Source organism: Streptomyces sichuanensis (genome assembly GCF_020328095.1).
Classification (GTDB): Bacteria; Actinomycetota; Actinomycetes; order Streptomycetales; family Streptomycetaceae; genus Streptomyces; species Streptomyces cinnamoneus.
Genome location: NZ_JAIXMK010000110.1, coordinates 1 through 15,024 on the forward strand (window position 1 = coordinate 1; position 15,024 = coordinate 15,024).

Genomic DNA, 15,024 nt, shown 5'->3' on the forward strand with positions numbered 1-15,024 from the left:
CGCGTGCCGGCGGTGCCGCCCGCCGGAGGCCGGGCCCGCCGCCCGGCGCCGCCCGTGGCCGGCCGCGGGGCCCGCCTGGCCGGGGTGCTCGCCGTATCCGCCGTACTGGCCGTCGTACGGTCCGTCGTAGTACCCGCCGTCGTGGTGGGCGCCCTGCTCCGCCGCCGCGAGCGCGGCGCGCTCCTCCGCCAGGCCGAAGCGGCCGAGGAAGCCGCCCAGCACCGGGAGGGTCTCCAGCCGGGGCAGCAGCCAGGCGTGCCACACGCCGGTCACGAAGAGGATCGCGGAGCTCGCGATCAGCACCGAGCCGAAGGTGTCGGTCGGGTAGTGGGCGCCGACGTACATGCGGGAGAAGGCGACCAGCAGCACCGCGAGGACGCCGAGGAGGACGACCGTGCGGCGGTGCCGGGACTCGCGGAAGAGGAAGAAGACGGCCAGGGCGACCGCCACGGTGAAGGCGGTGTGGCCGCTGGGGAAGCTGTTGGAGCCGATCTCGGGGTCGAGCATGAACTCGCGCGGCGGCCGGGGCCGCGCCACGATCGCCTTGGCCAGCTGCGTGCTGTTCCAGCCGACCGCGACCACGAGGAAGGTCGCCGACGCGGTGATGGGGCGGCGCTTGACGAACAGCAGCCAGCCGCACCAGATCGCGAGGATGATCACGCCGGCCACCGGCGAGGCGCAGTAGCTGACCGCCTCCATCGTGTGGTTGAGCCAGCCGGTGCGCGTGTTGGTCTGGATCGTGCGGTCCAGGTCCAGGTCGTGCGGCTGGATCAGCCGCGTATGCGCGGCGACCGTCCCGAGCGCGATCGCGGTCGCGAACAGCAGGAGGGAGTAGCGCAGCCAGTGGCGCACGTAGGGCATGGGTGGGGCGTCCTTCGTATCGGTATGGCGGTACCGGGGCGGCAGCACGGTAGGCGTACGGTCGGATGACGAGTACATGCCGCGCAGATGACGTCGGCGCGGCTGCACAGCAAAAGCTACACGCGCGTAGGGCCCGGCCGCGGCGCCGGTCACGCTGTGTGGGCCGCGGCCCTACGCCCAGTCGACGACCAGGCGTCCGTCCCGTACGGCCACGGCGGTGCCGAACGCGGCGCAGGCCCGGACGTACCGGTCGTGGATCCACTGCCAGTGCTCGTCGCGCGCCGGGACGGTGCGGCAGTAGTCGAGGTACAGCGGCACCGCTTCGAGGCGGACGGGCCGGTGGCGGGCCGGGTCCGGGCCGTCCAGGGTGACGAGGAAGAGCAGTCCCAGGTCGTTGCGGAGCCGGGAGTCGACGGCGTAGTCGTCGACGAAGTCGCCCATGTCGTGCACGACGCGCGCGGCGACCCCGTGGAAGACGTGGGCGGAGTGCCCGGCGATCAGGGTCGCGCCGGCCGCCAGCAGGGCCGCGGCGGCGTCCTGCACGTGGCGGGGCGGGGCGGCGGTCATGTTGGGCCCCCAGTGCGGGGTGACGAGCACCACGTCGGCGTCGGCGGCCGCGCGCGCCACCAGCTCGGCGAGCCAGTGGGGTACGCCCCGGCGCAGGTCGGCGAAGGCCACTCCGGGGCGGTCCTGCCCGGCCGCGAAGTCCTCCGGGTGGTCGGTGACGCCGACCACGGCCAGCCGGACCCCGCCGGCCTCCAGCACGGCGTAGGCGCGGGCGGCGCCCGCGTCCGGCCCCGCCCCCACCGCCCGGACGCCTGCCCGGGTCAGGAGCTTCCGGGTGTCCGTCAGGGCGTCGTAGCCGAAGTCCAGGGCGTGGTTGTTGGCCAGGGTCACACAGTCCACGCCCAGCTCCGCGAGGACGTCCGCGGTCTCGGGCGGGGCCCGGAAGAAGAACGGCTTGCCGGGCGCGGGCCACGGCTCGCCCCGGCCGGAGACGCAGCATTCGAGGTTGGCGACGAACAGGTCGGCCGCCGCGACGATCTCGCGGAGCTCCTGGCACAGGATCGTGTCCGGCTCCGGCGCCTGTGCCAGCCGCTCTCCGACGCCGCGCCCGAGCATGGTGTCGCCGGCCATCGCCATCGTGATCGGCGCCATGCGCTCCCCTTTCCTCCGGGAGCCGCCCTTGCCGCCAGTATGCGGCGCGCGGCCCCCGGAGGACGAGGGCGGCCGTGCGGCCGCGTCAGCGGGCGGCCTTGCGGCGCCCGGCCTGCGGCGCCTCCTCCTTGTCGCCCTTGGCCCAGAGCGAGCGCACGTGCCCCAGGTGCCGCGCCATGCACTTCTCGGCGCCCTTGGCGTCGCCCGCCAGCATCAGGTCGAGCAGCTCCAGGTGCTCCTCGGCCGAGGGGATCAGCTCGCCGCGCCGGTCCAGCGCGGTCAGCCCGTACAGGCGCGAGCGCTTGCGCAGGTCGCTGACGGTCTCGACGAGGCGTTCGTTGCCGGAGAGCGCGAGCAGGGAGAGGTGGAACTGCCGGTCCGCCTCCAGGTAGCCGATGAGGTCGTGCTCGCGGGCGGCGCGCACGATCTCCTCGGCGACGGGGCGGAGCACTTCGAGGTCCTCGGCGGTCGCGATGCGCGTGATGCGGCCGGTCATGGGCACCTCGATCAGCGTGCGGATCTCGGTGTACTGGTCGAGGTCGCGCTCGTTGACCTCGGTCACCCTGAAGCCCTTGTTGCGGACCGGCTCGACCAGGCCCTCGCGGGCCAGGTCGAGCATCGCCTCGCGCACCGGGGTCGCGGAGATGCCGAAGTCCTCCGCGAGCCCCGGTGCCGAGTAGACCTCGCCGGGGCGCAGTTCACCGGAGATCAGCGCGGCACGCAGGGCGTGGGCGACCTGATCGCGCAGCCGCTCCGTGGCGGTGACGAGGTTGCGCTGCTTGAGGTGCCCCATGGTGTCCCTTTCGTGCCCCGCTGGACTGGACCACCAGCGTACAATGTCACATTGTGCTTTGCGGGGCCAGGGTGTACGTGCGACTCGCGGTGTAGAACTCCAGCGCGGCACGCCCCTGTTCGCGCGGGCCGTGCCCGGACGCCTTCGCCCCGCCGAAGGGCAGGTGGAAGTCGACGCCGGTGGACGGCGCGTTGACACGGATCATGCCCGTGTCGAGGCCGTCCAGTCCGTGCAGCACCGCATCGAGGCCGGCGGTGTGCACCGAGGTGACGAGCCCGTACGGCACGGAGTTGACGATGCGCACGGCGTCGGCGAGGTCGTCGGCGGGCAGCAGGGCCGCGACGGGCCCGAAGACCTCCTCCCGCAGCAGGCCGTGGCCCGGCGCCACCTTCTCCACCAGCGTCGGCGCCGCGTACCAGCCGGGTCCGTCGACGGCGGTGCCCGCGGCGAGGACGGACACCCCGTCCAGAGCCCGCGTGAACCGCTCGCGCGCCCGCCCGGAGACGAGCGGCCCGCAGACGGTCGCAGGGTCGGCCGGGTCACCCACCGGGAGCGCGCGCAGCGCCTCCCCGAGGGCCTCGCGCAGGGGGCCGAGGGCGGCACCGACGGCGATCACCCGGCTGGTGGCGGTGCACTTCTGGCCCGCGTACCCGGCGATGGCCGCCGCGATGTGGGCCGCGGCCCGGCCGATGTCGGCGTCGGGCAGGACGATCGCCGCGTTGAGCCCGCCCATCTCGGCCTGGACGGGCACGCCCCGGTCGGTGGCCGTGCGCACGACGGTGGTGCCGACGGCGGTGGAGCCGGTGAAGGAGACGACGTCGGCGGTGCGCAGGACGGCGTCGCCCTCGGCGGCACCGCCGGGAACGACCCGGAACACCCCCTCGGGCAGCGCCTCCCGGACGACGTCGGCCAGCCGCAGGGCGCAGGCGGTGGCCTCGGGCGCGGGTTTGAGGACGACGGTGTTCCCGGCCGCCAGGGCCGGCGCGGCCTTCCAGCCGGGAATGGCGAAGGGGAAGTTCCACGGGGTGATCAGGCCCGCGACGCCGTGCGGGCGGCGGCGGGTCAGCAGCAGCCCCTCTCCGGCGGCCGGCTCGTGGACGGCGCCGGTGGGCCCGTAGGGGGCCTGGGCGTAGTAGCGCCAGATCGCGGCGGTGCGGGCCACCTCGGCCCGCGCCTCGGTGAGTGGTTTGCCCACTTCCCGTACGGCCAGGGCGGCCAGCTCGCCGGCGGCGGCGTCGACGGCGTCGGCGACCCGTCCGAGTGCCGAGGAGCGGGCGGCCGCGCCGGCGCGCAGCCACTGCGGCTGGGCGGCGCGGGCCCGTTCGACGGCGTCGGCCGCGGCGGCGGGGCCGGGGGCCCGCAGCCGCACGAGGACGTCGTCGGGGGCGGCGGGATTGCGGGAGACGACGAAGGCCGGGTCGGTGGCGGCCGGGTCGGTGGTCACAGGAGGAAACCTCCGGGGAAGGGGTCGTCCGGGTCGAGGAAGTACTGGGCCGTGCCGGTGATCCAGGCGCGGCCGGTGATGGTGGGGACGACCGCCGGCAGCCCGCCGGCCTCCGTCTCCCCCACCAGGCGGCCGGTGAACTCCGTCCCGATGAAGGACTCGTTGACGAAGTCCCTCTCCAGCGGGAGCGCGCCGCGGGCGTGCAGCTGTGCCATGCGGGCGGAGGTGCCGGTGCCGCAGGGGGACCGGTCGAACCAGCCCGGGTGGATGGCCATGGCGTGCCGGGAGCGGTGCGCGTCCGAGCCGGGCGCGGCGAGGTAGACGTGCTTGAGGCCGTTGATGCCGGGGTCCTCGGGGTGGACGGGCCGGTCCGGTGAGGCGTTGACGGCGTCCATGACGGCGAGTCCCGCGGCGAGGAGCTCGTCCTTGTGCTCCCGGCCGAAGGGGAGCCCCAGCGCGTCGGAGTCGACGAAGGCGTAGAAGTTGCCGCCGAAGGCCAGGTCGAACGTCACCTTCCCGTGGCCGGGCACGTCCACCGTGCGGTCCAGGCCGACGGAGAATGCGGGCACGTTGGTGAAGGTGACGGCCTTCGCCGCGCCGTCCTCGACGTGCACGTCGGCCGTGACGAGCCCGGCCGGGGTGTCCAGCCGTACGGTGGTGACGGGCTCGCTGACCGGCACCATGCCCGTCTCGACGAGCACGGTGGCCACGCCGATGGTGCCGTGTCCGCACATCGGCAGCACGCCGGAGACCTCGATGTAGAGGACCCCGTAGTCGGCGTCGGGGCGGGTGGGCGGCTGGAGGATCGCGCCGCTCATGGAGGCGTGGCCGCGGGGTTCGTACATCAGGAGCGTGCGGAGGTGGTCCAGGTGCTCCATGAAGTGCAGCCGGCGCTCGGCCATGGTGGCGCCGGGTATGACACCCACTCCGCCGGTGATGACGCGGGTGGGCATGCCCTCGGTGTGCGAGTCGACGGCGTGGAAGACGTGACGGGTGCGCACGGACGTCCTTTCGGCAGTGGCTGCGGGGCAGTTGGCTGCGGCGGTCAGTGGTGACCGTCGGCGAGGGCCTTCTCGGTGGCGGCGCGCACCGCGGCCGCCGTCGCTCCCGTCAGCGGGCCGCGCGGCGGCCGGGTGGGTCCGCCGTGGCGGCCGGCGAGGTCCATGGAGACCTTGATGGCCTGCACGAACTCGGTCTTGGAGTCCCAGCGCAGCAGGGGGTGCAGCGAGGCGTAGAGGGGGCGTGCCGTCTGCAGGTCCCCGGCGACGGCCGCGCGGTACAGCTCGGCGCAGGTGGCGGGGAAGGCGTTGGGGTAGCCGGCTATCCAGCCGACGGCGCCGGCGACGGCGAGCTCCAGGAGGACGTCGTCCGCGCCGATCAGCAGGTCCAGGTCGGGGGCCAGTTCGGCCAGTTCGTAGGCGCGCCGGACGTCGCCGCTGAACTCCTTGACCGCCACGATGCCGCCCTCGCCGTGCAGGCCGGCCAGGAGGGCGGGGGTCAGGTCGACCTTGGTGTCGATGGGGTTGTTGTACGCCACCACCGGGATCTGGGCCCGGGCGACCTCGGCGTAGTGGGCGCGGACGGCACTCTCGTCGGCGCGGTAGGCGTTGGGCGGCAGCAGCAGGACGGACCCGCAGCCGGCCTCGGCGGCCTGCTCGGCCCAGCGGCGTGCCTCGGCGCTGCCGTACGCGGCGACGCCGGGCATCACGCGCGCGCCGTCGCCCGCCGCCTCGACGGCGGTGCGCACGACGCGGGCGCGCTCGTCGTCGGTGAGGGTCTGGTACTCGCCGAGGGAGCCGTTGGGCACGACGCCGTCGCAGCCGTTGTCGATGAGCCAGCGGACGTGCTCGGCGTAGGCGTCGTAGTCGACGGAGAGGTCCGCGCGCAGCGGGAGCGCGGTGGCGACCATGATGCCGCGCCAGGGGCGGTCGGTGTTCCAGGAGGTGGCGGTCATGTGCGGGAGCCCTTCTTCGGTGGGTGAGCGGGTCGTGCGGCCGGGGTCGTGCGGGCCGTGTCAGGGGGGTCGGAGCCCAGGACGCCGAGGGGTACGGGCACGGCGAGCGGCCTGCGTTCGGCGGACGGCGGTACGGTCCCCTGCGCCGTACCGGCGCTCGCGAGGCAGGCCACGGCCGCCCCGCACGTGCGGCCCTGGCACCAGCCCATGCCCGCGCGGGTGAGAAGTTTGACGGTGCGGGCGTCCCGGGCGCCGAGGTCGGTGACGGCCTCGCGGATGCGGCCCGCGGTCACCTCTTCGCAGCGGCAGACGTCGGTGTCGTCGGTGAGCCAGCCGGTCCAGCCGGGGCCGGGGGCGTGGGCCGCGGCCATGGCGTCGGCGAAGGCGCGCATGCGGTCCCGGCGGCGGCGCAGCTCGCGCATGCGCCGGTCGTGGGCGAGGGCGGGCCGGGAGCGGAGATGGGCGGCGGCCGCCCGGGCCGCCACTTCGCCCTCGACGGCGGCCAGTTGCCAGCCGCCCACTCCCCCGGTCTCGCCCGCGGACCACAGGCCGGGCACCGAGCTGCGCTGCAGCTCGTCCAGGAGCAGGGCGTGCGTGCCGTCGGCGGTGCGGCGGGTCGCGCAGCCGAGGGTCGTGGCGAGCTCGATCTGCGGGGCGAGGCCGTGCCCGGCGGCCAGGGCGTCGCAGGCGATGCGGCGGTCCGTTCCGGGGACGGGCCGCCATGCGCGGTCGATCCGGGAGACGGTGACGGCTTCGACGCGGTCGGTGCCGTGGACGGCGGTGACGGCGCTGCGGGTGCGCAGCCGCACCCGGTGGCGGAGCAGCAGCGAGCCGTGGACGACGGCTTCGAGGAGCTTGTGCGGGTTGGTGGCCAGGGCGCGGGGGTGGCGGGCGTAGCCGAGGTAGCCGGCCGCCTCGACGACGGCGGGGACGCGGGCGCCGGCGGTGGCGAGCGAGGAGGCCACGGCCAGGAGCAGCGGCCCGCTGCCGGCGACGACCACGCGCCGGCCGGGCAGGACGAGCCCGGACTTGAGCATGGCCTGGGCGCCTCCGGCGCCGACGACTCCGGGCAGGGTCCAGCCGGGGAAGGGCAGGTGCCGTTCCTGGGCGCCGGTGGCGAGCAGGACCGCGCGGGCGTGCACACGCACCGGCCGGTCGCCGTCGCCGTCGGGGCCGGTGAGCGCGTGCACGGTCCAGGCGTCCTCGCCCTCCCGGGTCACGGTCCACACGTGGTGGCCGGTGAAGTGGTCGGTGCCGCCGGCCGCCAGGCGTTCGCGCAGTGCGGCGAAGGCGGGCCATCCGTGGTGCAGGGCCTGCGGCCGGGCCGCGCCCAGCGCGGGGGCGGGGTGGCGGAAGAACTGGCCGCCGGTCTGCGCGGAGGCGTCCAGCAGGGCGACGGACAGGCCGAGTTCGCCGGCGGTGACGGCCCCGGCGAGGCCGGCGGGGCCGGCGCCGACGACCGCGAGGTCGTACGGCTCAGACGCCGAGCGGGACATGGCCGTGTCCTTCCTGGGTGGTGACGGCGTCCCCGGGCCGGGCGGGGACCAGGCAGGCCCGCTTGTTGGGCTCTCCGTTGACGGTGGCCAGGCAGTCGTAGCACTGGCCGATGCCGCAGAAGGCGCCGCGCGGGCGGCCGTCGCGGGTGGTGCGCCAGGCGAGGATGCCGGCGCCCCACAGTGCGGCGGCGACGGACTGGCCGGGCAGGGCGGTGACCGTACGGCCGTCGAAGGTGATCCGGAACGGCGGGCCGGGGTCCGCCCCGACCAGGTCGGCGGGGGTACGGGCCACTGCGGGCCTCCTCTCGAAGGGGGGTGGGCTGCTCAGGCGGTGGCGAAGCGGCCGGGGCGGAAGGGCGTGACGTCCAGCGGTGGTGCGCCGCCGGTCAGCAGCCGGGCGACGATCAGGCCGGTCGCCGGGGCGAGTCCGATGCCGGCGCCCTCGTGGCCGCAGGCGTGCAGCAGGCCGGGGACGCGGGGATCGGCGCCGATGGCCGGCAGGTGGTCGGGCATGTAGGGGCGGAATCCGGCGTACGTCCGCAGGGCGTGCACCCGGGCGAGCACGGGGAACAGTGCGGTGGCCTGGGCGGCGAGGCGGCGCAGCACCTCCACCGAGAGGGTGCGGTCGAAGCCGACGCGTTCGCGGCTGGCGCCGATGAGGACCGGGCCCGCCGGGGTGCCCTCGACGACGGCCGAGGTCTGCAGGGCCGCCGAGGCGCTCGCCACGTCGGCGACGTAGTCGGCCGCGTAGACCTTGTGCCGTACGACGCGCGGCAGCGGTTCGGTGACGAGCACGAAGCCGCGGCGGGGCAGGACGGGCAGGTGTGACCCGGCGAGCCGGGCGAGTTCACCGCCCCAGGTGCCGGCCGCGTTCACCACGTACGGGGCGTGCAGGGTGCCGGACGGCGTCCGCACGCCGCGCACGTCGCCGCCGGGGCCGGTGAGGACGGCGGTGACCTCCTCGCCGGTGCGCACCTCGGCCCGGGAGGCGCGCAGCAGGTGGGCGGCGGCGAGGGCGGGCTGGACCTGGGCGTCCTGGGGGTAGTGGACGCCGCCCGGGAGGCCGGGGGCGAGGTGGGGTTCGAGGTCGTGCAGGCGGTCGGCGGATATCTCCTCCGCCGTGACGCCGGCCGTGGCCTGGGCGGCGGCGAGGTCCCGCAGTGCGTCCAGGCCCGGGCCGGTGGAGGCGACGACGAGGCCGCCCTTGGGCTCGTACTCGGTGTGCTGCGGGAGGTCTTCGGCCAGGGTGCGCCACAACCCGGTGGAGAGCAGGGCGAGGTCGAGCTCGGGTCCGGGTTCCTTGTCGGAGACCAGCAGGTTGCCCTCGCCGGCGCCCGTGGTCCCGCCCGCGACGGGGCCACGGTCGACGACGGTGACGGAGAGGCCGGAGCGGGCGGCGTAATAGGCGCAGGCGGCGCCGACCACCCCCGCTCCGACGACGATGACGTCGGGGGATTTGCTCGTAGGCACCTCAGTAATATTTCACATTGCACTACGGGTGCCAAGAGCCGCCGATCAGTCTTCTCGGCGGTCCAGCAACTCGCCCATCCACGCCTCGACGGCCTCCGGAGTGCGCGGCAGGGCACCGGACATCAGCCGGGCGCCGTCGGCCGTGATCACCAGGTCGTCCTCGATGCGCACGCCGATGCCGCGCAGTTCGGGCGGCAGCGTCTCGTCGTCGGGCTGGAGGTAGAGCCCCGGTTCGACGGTGAGGACGTGCCCCTCCTCCAGGACGCCGTCGAGGTAGGTCTCCGCCCGCGCCTGGGCGCAGTCGTGGACGTCGAGGCCGAGCATGTGGCCGCTGCTGCAGAGGGTGTAGCGGCGGTGGAAGTCGCCCTCCGGGCTCTTGAGCACGCCCCACTCGGCCAGGCCCTCCGCGATCACCCGCATGCCGGCGCGGTGGAAGTCGCGGAAGCTCGCGCCGGGCCGGAGCGCGGCGATGCCCGCCTCCTGTGCGGCGAGGACGAGTTCGTAGACCTGCCGCTGGACGGAGGAGAAGCGGCCGGACAGCGGGAGGGGGCGGGTGATGTCGGCGGTGTAGAGGGTGTCGGTCTCCACGCCGGCGTCCAGGAGCAGCAGGTCGCGGGCGTCGAGGGCGCCGTCGTTGCGTATCCAGTGCAGGGTGCAGGCGTGCGCGCCGGAGGCGGCGATGGTGTCGTAGCCGGTGCCGTTGCCCTCGGCGCGGGCCCGCAGGCCGAAGACGCCCTCGATCCAGCGCTCGCCGCGCGGGTGCGCCAGGGCGCGCGGCAGGGCCCGTACGACGTCCTCGAAGCCGGCGGCGGTGTGGTCCACGGCCGCCTGCAGCTGTCCGACCTCCCAGGCGTCCTTGACCAGCCGCAGTTCGCTCAGCGCCGCGGCGAGGCCGGCGTCGCGGGACGCGTCGCGCCCCGGAGGGAGCTGCCCGTACGACTCCAGGTGCGCGCAGCGGATGCCGGTCATACGCTCGGCCTCGTCGAGGTCGGGGCGCCGGCCGACCCAGAACTCGCCGTAGCGGCGGTCCCGGTAGAACTCCGGGCCGCTGCGCGGCGAGCGGGGGCGGACGTAGAGGACCGCCTCGTGCCGGTGCGGGCCGTCCGGTTCCAGGACCAGCACGTGGCCCGCCTGGTCCTCGCCGGTCAGCCCGGTCAGCCAGGCGTAGGCGCTGTGCGGGCGGAAGCGGTGGTCGCAGTCGTTGGAGCGGACCCTCAGCTCCCCCGCGGGGACGATGAGCCGCTCGCCGGGGAAGCGCGCCGACAGCCGGGCGCGGCGGTGTCCGGTGAGGTCCGCGGCGGGCAGCCGGATGCCGTCGGGCAGCGGCGTGGCCGCCCAGTCCCCGGCCATGAAGGTCTCGAACTCCGGGGAGACGGGCAGGTCATGACTGACCGTCCGGGGGGCGGCGGCCGTCGGTTCGTTCATGGGGATCCTCCTCGGACACAGGTGGGTAACGGAGCGACTGATGCCTTGGCAGTGCAATTTCACATTACTATGTTACGGGTCACATTTCAGCCAGCGTTCGGCTGTTCGACTGTTCACGGAGTGACCACTGATGAACAAGCGCACCTGTACCGCTCTCGCCGCCCTGCTGGCGGCCCCCCTCGCACTCGGTGCGGCCGGCTGTTCCGGCGGTGAACGGCAGTCGGACGGCGGCAAGGACGGCGGGCGGAAGAACCCCGCCGCCGCCAACGCGGGCGCCGTGCTCGGCGGCACCCCGCAGAAGGGCGGCACGCTCACCGTCCTGTCCAACCAGGACTTCACCCATCTCGACCCCGCCCGCAACTGGGTCATGAGCGACATGGACTTCGGCACCCGGCTGCTCTACCGCACGCTGGTGACCTACCGGGCCGCCCCCGGGGCGCAGGGCGGCGAGATCGTCCCCGACCTCGCCACCGACCTCGGCACCCCCTCCAACGGCGCCCGGACCTGGACCTTCCACCTCAAGCAGGGGGTGAAGTACGAGGACGGCACACCCGTGACGGCGCAGGACGTCAAGTACAACGTGGAGCGGTCCTTCTCCCCCGACCTGCCCGGCGGCGCCGACTACGCGGCCCGCTACCTCGCCGGCGCCGAGGGCTACCGCGGCCCCGCCGAGGGCAAGCACCTCGACTCGGTCAGGACGCCGGACGACCACACGATCGTCTTCGAACTGAGCAAGCCCTTCGCGGAGTTCCCCAACGCCACCGTGATGCCCACCTTCGCTCCCGTGCCGCAGTCCCGGGACAAGGGCCCGCAGTACGACAACCGGCCCTTCTCCTCCGGCCCCTACAAGGTCGACTCCTACGACCGGAACAAGAAGCTCGTGCTCGTGCGCAACGACCACTGGGACCCGAAGACGGACGAGGTCCGCAAGGCGTACCCCGACAAGCTGGTCGTCGTCATGGGCCTGAAGGCCAACCAGATCGACGACCGCCTGATAGCGAGCCAGGGTGCGGACGCGTCGGCCGTCTCCTGGGGCGCCCTGCGGCCGGAGAGCGCGGCCAAGGTGCTGCCGGACGCCCGGGTGAGACAGCGGCTGCTCGCCGAGTCCCAGAACTGCACGGACATGCTCCAGATGCACACGGGCCGGGCCCCCTTCGACGACGTCAGGGTGCGCCGGGCCGTGCAGTACGCCCTCGACCGGGAGGCCGTCATGACGGCCTCCGGCGGCCCCGCCTTCAACGACCCGTCCACCGCCTACATGCCGGCCACGCTCTTCGGCGGCAAGCAGCCCGACACCCTGAGGATCCCCGCCACCGGCGACACCGGGAAGGCGCAGCAGCTGCTGAAGGAGGCCGGCAAGCCGGACGGCTTCTCCACCAAGATGACGGTCTCGTCCGGGGACAAGGGCCGGGCCGAGGCGATCCAGCAGTCCCTCGGCAAGGCCGGCATCAAGGTCACCATCGAGACCGTCGACCCGTCCGCCTTCTACGCCACCATCGGCGACACCAAGAACCGCACCGACCTGGTCTACACCGGCTGGTGCCCCGACTACCCCTCCGGCTCCACCTTCCTTCCCTTCGTCTTCGACGGCCGCTTCATCAAGGAGAAGGGCAACTCCGGCAACCACTCGCTCTTCCGCGACGACGCGACGATGCAGCGGATGGACGGGATCGCCGCCATGACCGACCCGAAGCAGGCCGCCACGGCGTGGCAGCAGCTGGACGGCGAGATCCTCGCCAAGGCCCCGGCCGTCCCCGTGCTGGTCCGGCGCTGGCCGCTGGTGCTGGGCACCAACATCGCCGGGGCCTACGGGCAGACCTCCTTCGGCGGACAGCTCGACTACGCCGCGGTCGGCCTCAAGGACCCGGCCGGGAGCCGGGGCTGAGGGGCGGGCGCACCATGACCACCACCGCCCCCTCCCCGGCCGCGCTCCCCACGGGCACCGGCCCCTGGCGGCTCGCCCGGCAGGAGCTGCGCCACCGTCCCTCCGTGAAGGTCTCCCTCGCCGTCGTCGCCCTCTTCCTGCTCATGGCCGCCGGCGCGCCCCTGCTCAGCGCGCTCGCCGGATGGTCCCCCGAGGAGTTCGACAAGAGCGCCGTCGACCCCTACCTCGGCGGCCGGCCGATCGGCCCGCTCGGCGGCGTCTCCGCCGACCACTGGCTCGGCGTGGAGCCCGTCACCGGCCGCGACCTGTTCGCCCGCGTCGTGCACGGCGCACAGGTCTCGCTGCTCATCGCGCTGACCGCCACCGCCATCGTCGTCGTCACCGGCACCGCGGCCGGCATCGCGGCCGGCTACTTCGGCGGCCGCACCGACGCCGTCCTCTCCCGCCTGATGGACCTCACCATGTCCTTCCCCTCCCTCATCTTCATGATCGCGATGATGTCGGTGGCGAAGGACGTCAACCGCGTGCTGCTGATGACGGCGGTGATCGGGCTGTTCGGCTGGCCCGGCGTCGCCCGGGTCGTCCGCGGCCAGGCCCTCTCCCTCAAGCACCGCGAGTACGTGGACGCCGCCCGCGTCGGCGGCGCCGGGCCGTGGCGGATCCTCACCCGCGACATCCTCCCGGGCGTCACGGGCCCGGTCATCGCCTGCACCACCCTGCTCGTCCCCGGCATGATCGCCACCGAGGCGGCCCTGAGCTACCTGGGCGTCGGCGTCCGCCCGCCCACGCCGTCCTGGGGCCAGATGATCGCCGAGAGCGTCGCCTTCTACGACACCGACCCCATGTACTTCGTCATCCCGAGCACATGCCTGTTCCTGACGGTGCTCGCCTTCACCCTGCTCGGCGACGCGCTGCGCGACGTGCTCGACCCGAGGAGCAGCCGCACATGATCCTCTACACCGCCCGCCGGCTCCTCGGCGTCGCCGGGGTGCTCCTCGCCATCGCCGCCGTCACCTTCACGGTCTTCTACGTGCTGCCCTCCGACCCCGCGGCGGCGGCCTGCGGCAAGTCGTGCAGCACCGACCGCCTGGAGGCGATCCGCGCCCACATGGGCCTCGACCGGCCGCTGTGGCGGCAGTTCGCGGACTTCGTCACCGGCATCTTCACCGGCCGGACCATGGGCAGCGGCCAGTACGCCCTGCACTGCTCCTTCCCCTGCCTCGGCTACTCCTACGAGAACTCCGAGTCCGTGTGGGCCCTGCTGATGGACCGCCTGCCCGTCTCGGCCTCACTGGCCCTGGGCGCGGCCGTGCTGTGGCTGCTGCTGGGCCTGACCGCCGGGGTCACCGCGGCCCTGCACAAGGACACCCTCACCGACCGCGCCCTGATGGTCGGCGCAGTCGCCGCCGCGTCACTGCCCGTCTACTTCACCTCGATGATGCTGGTCTACGGGCTGATCCGGGTGGCCGGGCTGCTGCCCTACCCGCAGTACGTGCCGCTCGGCGACGACCCCCTGCACTGGGCGTCGAACCTGCTGCTGCCGTGGCTGGCCCTGGCCCTGCTGTACGCCGCCATGTACGCGCGGCAGAGCCGCAGTTCGATGATCGAGGCGATGGCGGAGCCGTACATCCGCACGGCCCGCGCCAAGGGCCTGCCGCGGCGGACCGTCGTCGTCAAGCACGGGCTGCGGGCCGGCATGACCCCCATCCTCACCATTTTCGGCATGGACCTGGGCGGGCTGCTGGCCGGCGCGGTGATCACCGAGTCCATCTTCGGGCTCCCCGGCATCGGCCGGCTGTTCTACGGGGCCCTGTCCACCGGCGACCAGCCGGTGATCCTCGGCGTCACCCTGATGGCCGCCGCCTTCATCGTCGTCGCCAACCTGGCCGTCGACCTGCTCTACGCCGTCGTCGACCCGCGAGTGAGGTACTGATGGCCGACGCACCCCTGCTGTCCGTGCAGGACCTGACCGTCACCTTCCCCACCCCGCGCGGCCCGGTCCGGGCGGTGGACGCGCTCGGATTCTCGGTGCACCGCGGCCGGACGCTCGGCATCGTCGGCGAGTCCGGGTCCGGCAAGTCCGTCACCTCCCTGGCCGTGATGGGCCTGCACACCGGCGCCGAGGTCACCGGCTCGGTCGTGCTCGACGGACGCGAGCTCGTCGGCCTGCCCGAGCGGGAGCTCAACCGGCTGCGCGGCCGCCGGATGGCGATGATCTTCCAGGACCCGCTCTCCAGCCTCCATCCCTCCTACACGGTCGGCGAGCAGATCGCCGAGCACCACCGCGTCCACTTCGGCTCCCGCCGCGCCGCGGCCCGCAGGCGGGCCGTGGAGATGCTCGGCGAGGTGGGCATCCCCGAGCCCGCCCGCCGGGCGGGCGAGTACCCGCACCAGTTCTCCGGCGGCATGCGCCAGCGCGTGATGATCGCCATGGCACTCGCCTGCGAGCCCGAGCTGCTCATCGCCGACGAGCCGACGACCGCCCTCGACGTGACCGTCCAGGCGCAGATCCTGGAGCTGATCGCCCGGCTGCAGCAG

The 15,024-nt window shown here is 74.2% G+C and carries 14 protein-coding genes; 4 read left to right on the forward strand and 10 right to left on the reverse strand.

From position 1 onward, the window contains the following. The 10 genes from LE181_RS25390 to LE181_RS25435 form a co-directional block, all read right to left on the reverse strand. Window positions 1-861, reverse strand: an 861-nt coding sequence (locus LE181_RS25390; RefSeq protein ID WP_225663821.1) for a phosphatase PAP2 family protein, incomplete at its 3' end; no start/stop codon positions are given. A 171-nt stretch (window positions 862-1,032) separates the two neighbouring features. After that, complete coding sequence (locus tag LE181_RS25395) at window positions 1,033-2,019, reverse strand: CapA family protein (RefSeq protein ID WP_225663822.1); 987 nt, start codon at window positions 2,017-2,019, stop codon at window positions 1,033-1,035. 85 nt (window positions 2,020-2,104) lie between these two features. Continuing rightward, the gene (locus LE181_RS25400) at window positions 2,105-2,812 is read right to left on the reverse strand and encodes a GntR family transcriptional regulator (protein ID WP_225663823.1); all 708 of its coding nucleotides are present in this window, start codon (window positions 2,810-2,812) and stop codon (window positions 2,105-2,107) included. Between the two features lie 46 nt (window positions 2,813-2,858). Beyond that, window positions 2,859-4,256 (reverse strand): aldehyde dehydrogenase family protein, encoded by a 1,398-nt coding sequence (locus LE181_RS25405; RefSeq protein ID WP_225663824.1) that lies wholly within the window; start codon window positions 4,254-4,256, stop codon window positions 2,859-2,861. Then, complete coding sequence (locus LE181_RS25410; protein WP_225663825.1) at window positions 4,253-5,257, reverse strand: proline racemase family protein; 1,005 nt, start codon at window positions 5,255-5,257, stop codon at window positions 4,253-4,255. The genes LE181_RS25405 and LE181_RS25410 overlap by 4 nt, the downstream gene beginning before the upstream one ends. A gap of 44 nt (window positions 5,258-5,301) precedes the next feature. Continuing rightward, window positions 5,302-6,210 carry a dihydrodipicolinate synthase family protein gene (locus tag LE181_RS25415; RefSeq protein WP_225663826.1) on the reverse strand — a complete coding sequence of 303 codons (909 nt, stop codon included), beginning with the start codon at window positions 6,208-6,210 and terminating at the stop codon, window positions 5,302-5,304. Further along, entirely contained in the window at window positions 6,207-7,706 is a 1,500-nt protein-coding gene (locus LE181_RS25420) for an FAD/NAD(P)-dependent oxidoreductase (protein ID WP_225663827.1), read from the reverse strand. Before LE181_RS25420 ends, LE181_RS25415 begins: the two co-directional genes overlap by 4 nt. Beyond that, window positions 7,687-7,998, reverse strand: coding sequence for a (2Fe-2S)-binding protein (locus tag LE181_RS25425; RefSeq protein WP_225663828.1), 312 nt, complete (start codon window positions 7,996-7,998; stop codon window positions 7,687-7,689). Before LE181_RS25425 ends, LE181_RS25420 begins: the two co-directional genes overlap by 20 nt. A 32-nt stretch (window positions 7,999-8,030) precedes the next feature. Next, window positions 8,031-9,176, reverse strand: a complete 1,146-nt coding sequence (locus tag LE181_RS25430; protein ID WP_225663829.1) for an NAD(P)/FAD-dependent oxidoreductase — start codon at window positions 9,174-9,176, stop codon at window positions 8,031-8,033. Between the two features lie 45 nt (window positions 9,177-9,221). Continuing rightward, a complete protein-coding gene (locus LE181_RS25435; protein WP_225663830.1) occupies window positions 9,222-10,601 on the reverse strand; it encodes an aminopeptidase P family protein in 1,380 nt (459 codons plus the stop codon). A gap of 130 nt (window positions 10,602-10,731) precedes the next feature. On the opposite strand from LE181_RS25435, the gene LE181_RS25440 reads away from it, so the two are divergent. The 4 genes from LE181_RS25440 to LE181_RS25455 all read left to right on the forward strand — a co-directional run. Then, complete coding sequence (locus LE181_RS25440) at window positions 10,732-12,486, forward strand: ABC transporter substrate-binding protein (protein WP_225663831.1); 1,755 nt, start codon at window positions 10,732-10,734, stop codon at window positions 12,484-12,486. A 14-nt stretch (window positions 12,487-12,500) separates the two neighbouring features. Continuing rightward, window positions 12,501-13,436 (forward strand): ABC transporter permease, encoded by a 936-nt coding sequence (locus LE181_RS25445; protein ID WP_225663832.1) that lies wholly within the window; start codon window positions 12,501-12,503, stop codon window positions 13,434-13,436. Next, on the forward strand, window positions 13,433-14,419 hold the full coding sequence (locus LE181_RS25450; protein ID WP_225663833.1) for an ABC transporter permease: 987 nt from the start codon (window positions 13,433-13,435) through the stop codon (window positions 14,417-14,419). The genes LE181_RS25445 and LE181_RS25450 overlap by 4 nt, the downstream gene beginning before the upstream one ends. After that, a partial coding sequence (locus LE181_RS25455; RefSeq protein WP_225663834.1) for an ABC transporter ATP-binding protein occupies window positions 14,419-15,024 on the forward strand: 606 nt, incomplete at its 3' end. The genes LE181_RS25450 and LE181_RS25455, both read left to right, overlap by 1 nt.

What these genes read in the sequence shown, in the direction of transcription:
- LE181_RS25395 (WP_225663822.1), bottom strand. Translation starts at nt 2,019, where the DNA reads ATGGCGCCGATCACGATGGCGATGGCCGGCGACACCATGCTCGGGCGC.
- LE181_RS25435 (WP_225663830.1), bottom strand. Translation starts at nt 10,601, where the DNA reads ATGAACGAACCGACGGCCGCCGCCCCCCGGACGGTCAGTCATGACCTG.
- LE181_RS25450 (WP_225663833.1), top strand. Translation starts at nt 13,433, where the DNA reads ATGATCCTCTACACCGCCCGCCGGCTCCTCGGCGTCGCCGGGGTGCTC.
- LE181_RS25400 (WP_225663823.1), bottom strand. Translation starts at nt 2,812, where the DNA reads ATGGGGCACCTCAAGCAGCGCAACCTCGTCACCGCCACGGAGCGGCTG.
- LE181_RS25420 (WP_225663827.1), bottom strand. Translation starts at nt 7,706, where the DNA reads ATGTCCCGCTCGGCGTCTGAGCCGTACGACCTCGCGGTCGTCGGCGCC.
- LE181_RS25415 (WP_225663826.1), bottom strand. Translation starts at nt 6,210, where the DNA reads ATGACCGCCACCTCCTGGAACACCGACCGCCCCTGGCGCGGCATCATG.
- LE181_RS25445 (WP_225663832.1), top strand. Translation starts at nt 12,501, where the DNA reads ATGACCACCACCGCCCCCTCCCCGGCCGCGCTCCCCACGGGCACCGGC.
- LE181_RS25440 (WP_225663831.1), top strand. Translation starts at nt 10,732, where the DNA reads ATGAACAAGCGCACCTGTACCGCTCTCGCCGCCCTGCTGGCGGCCCCC.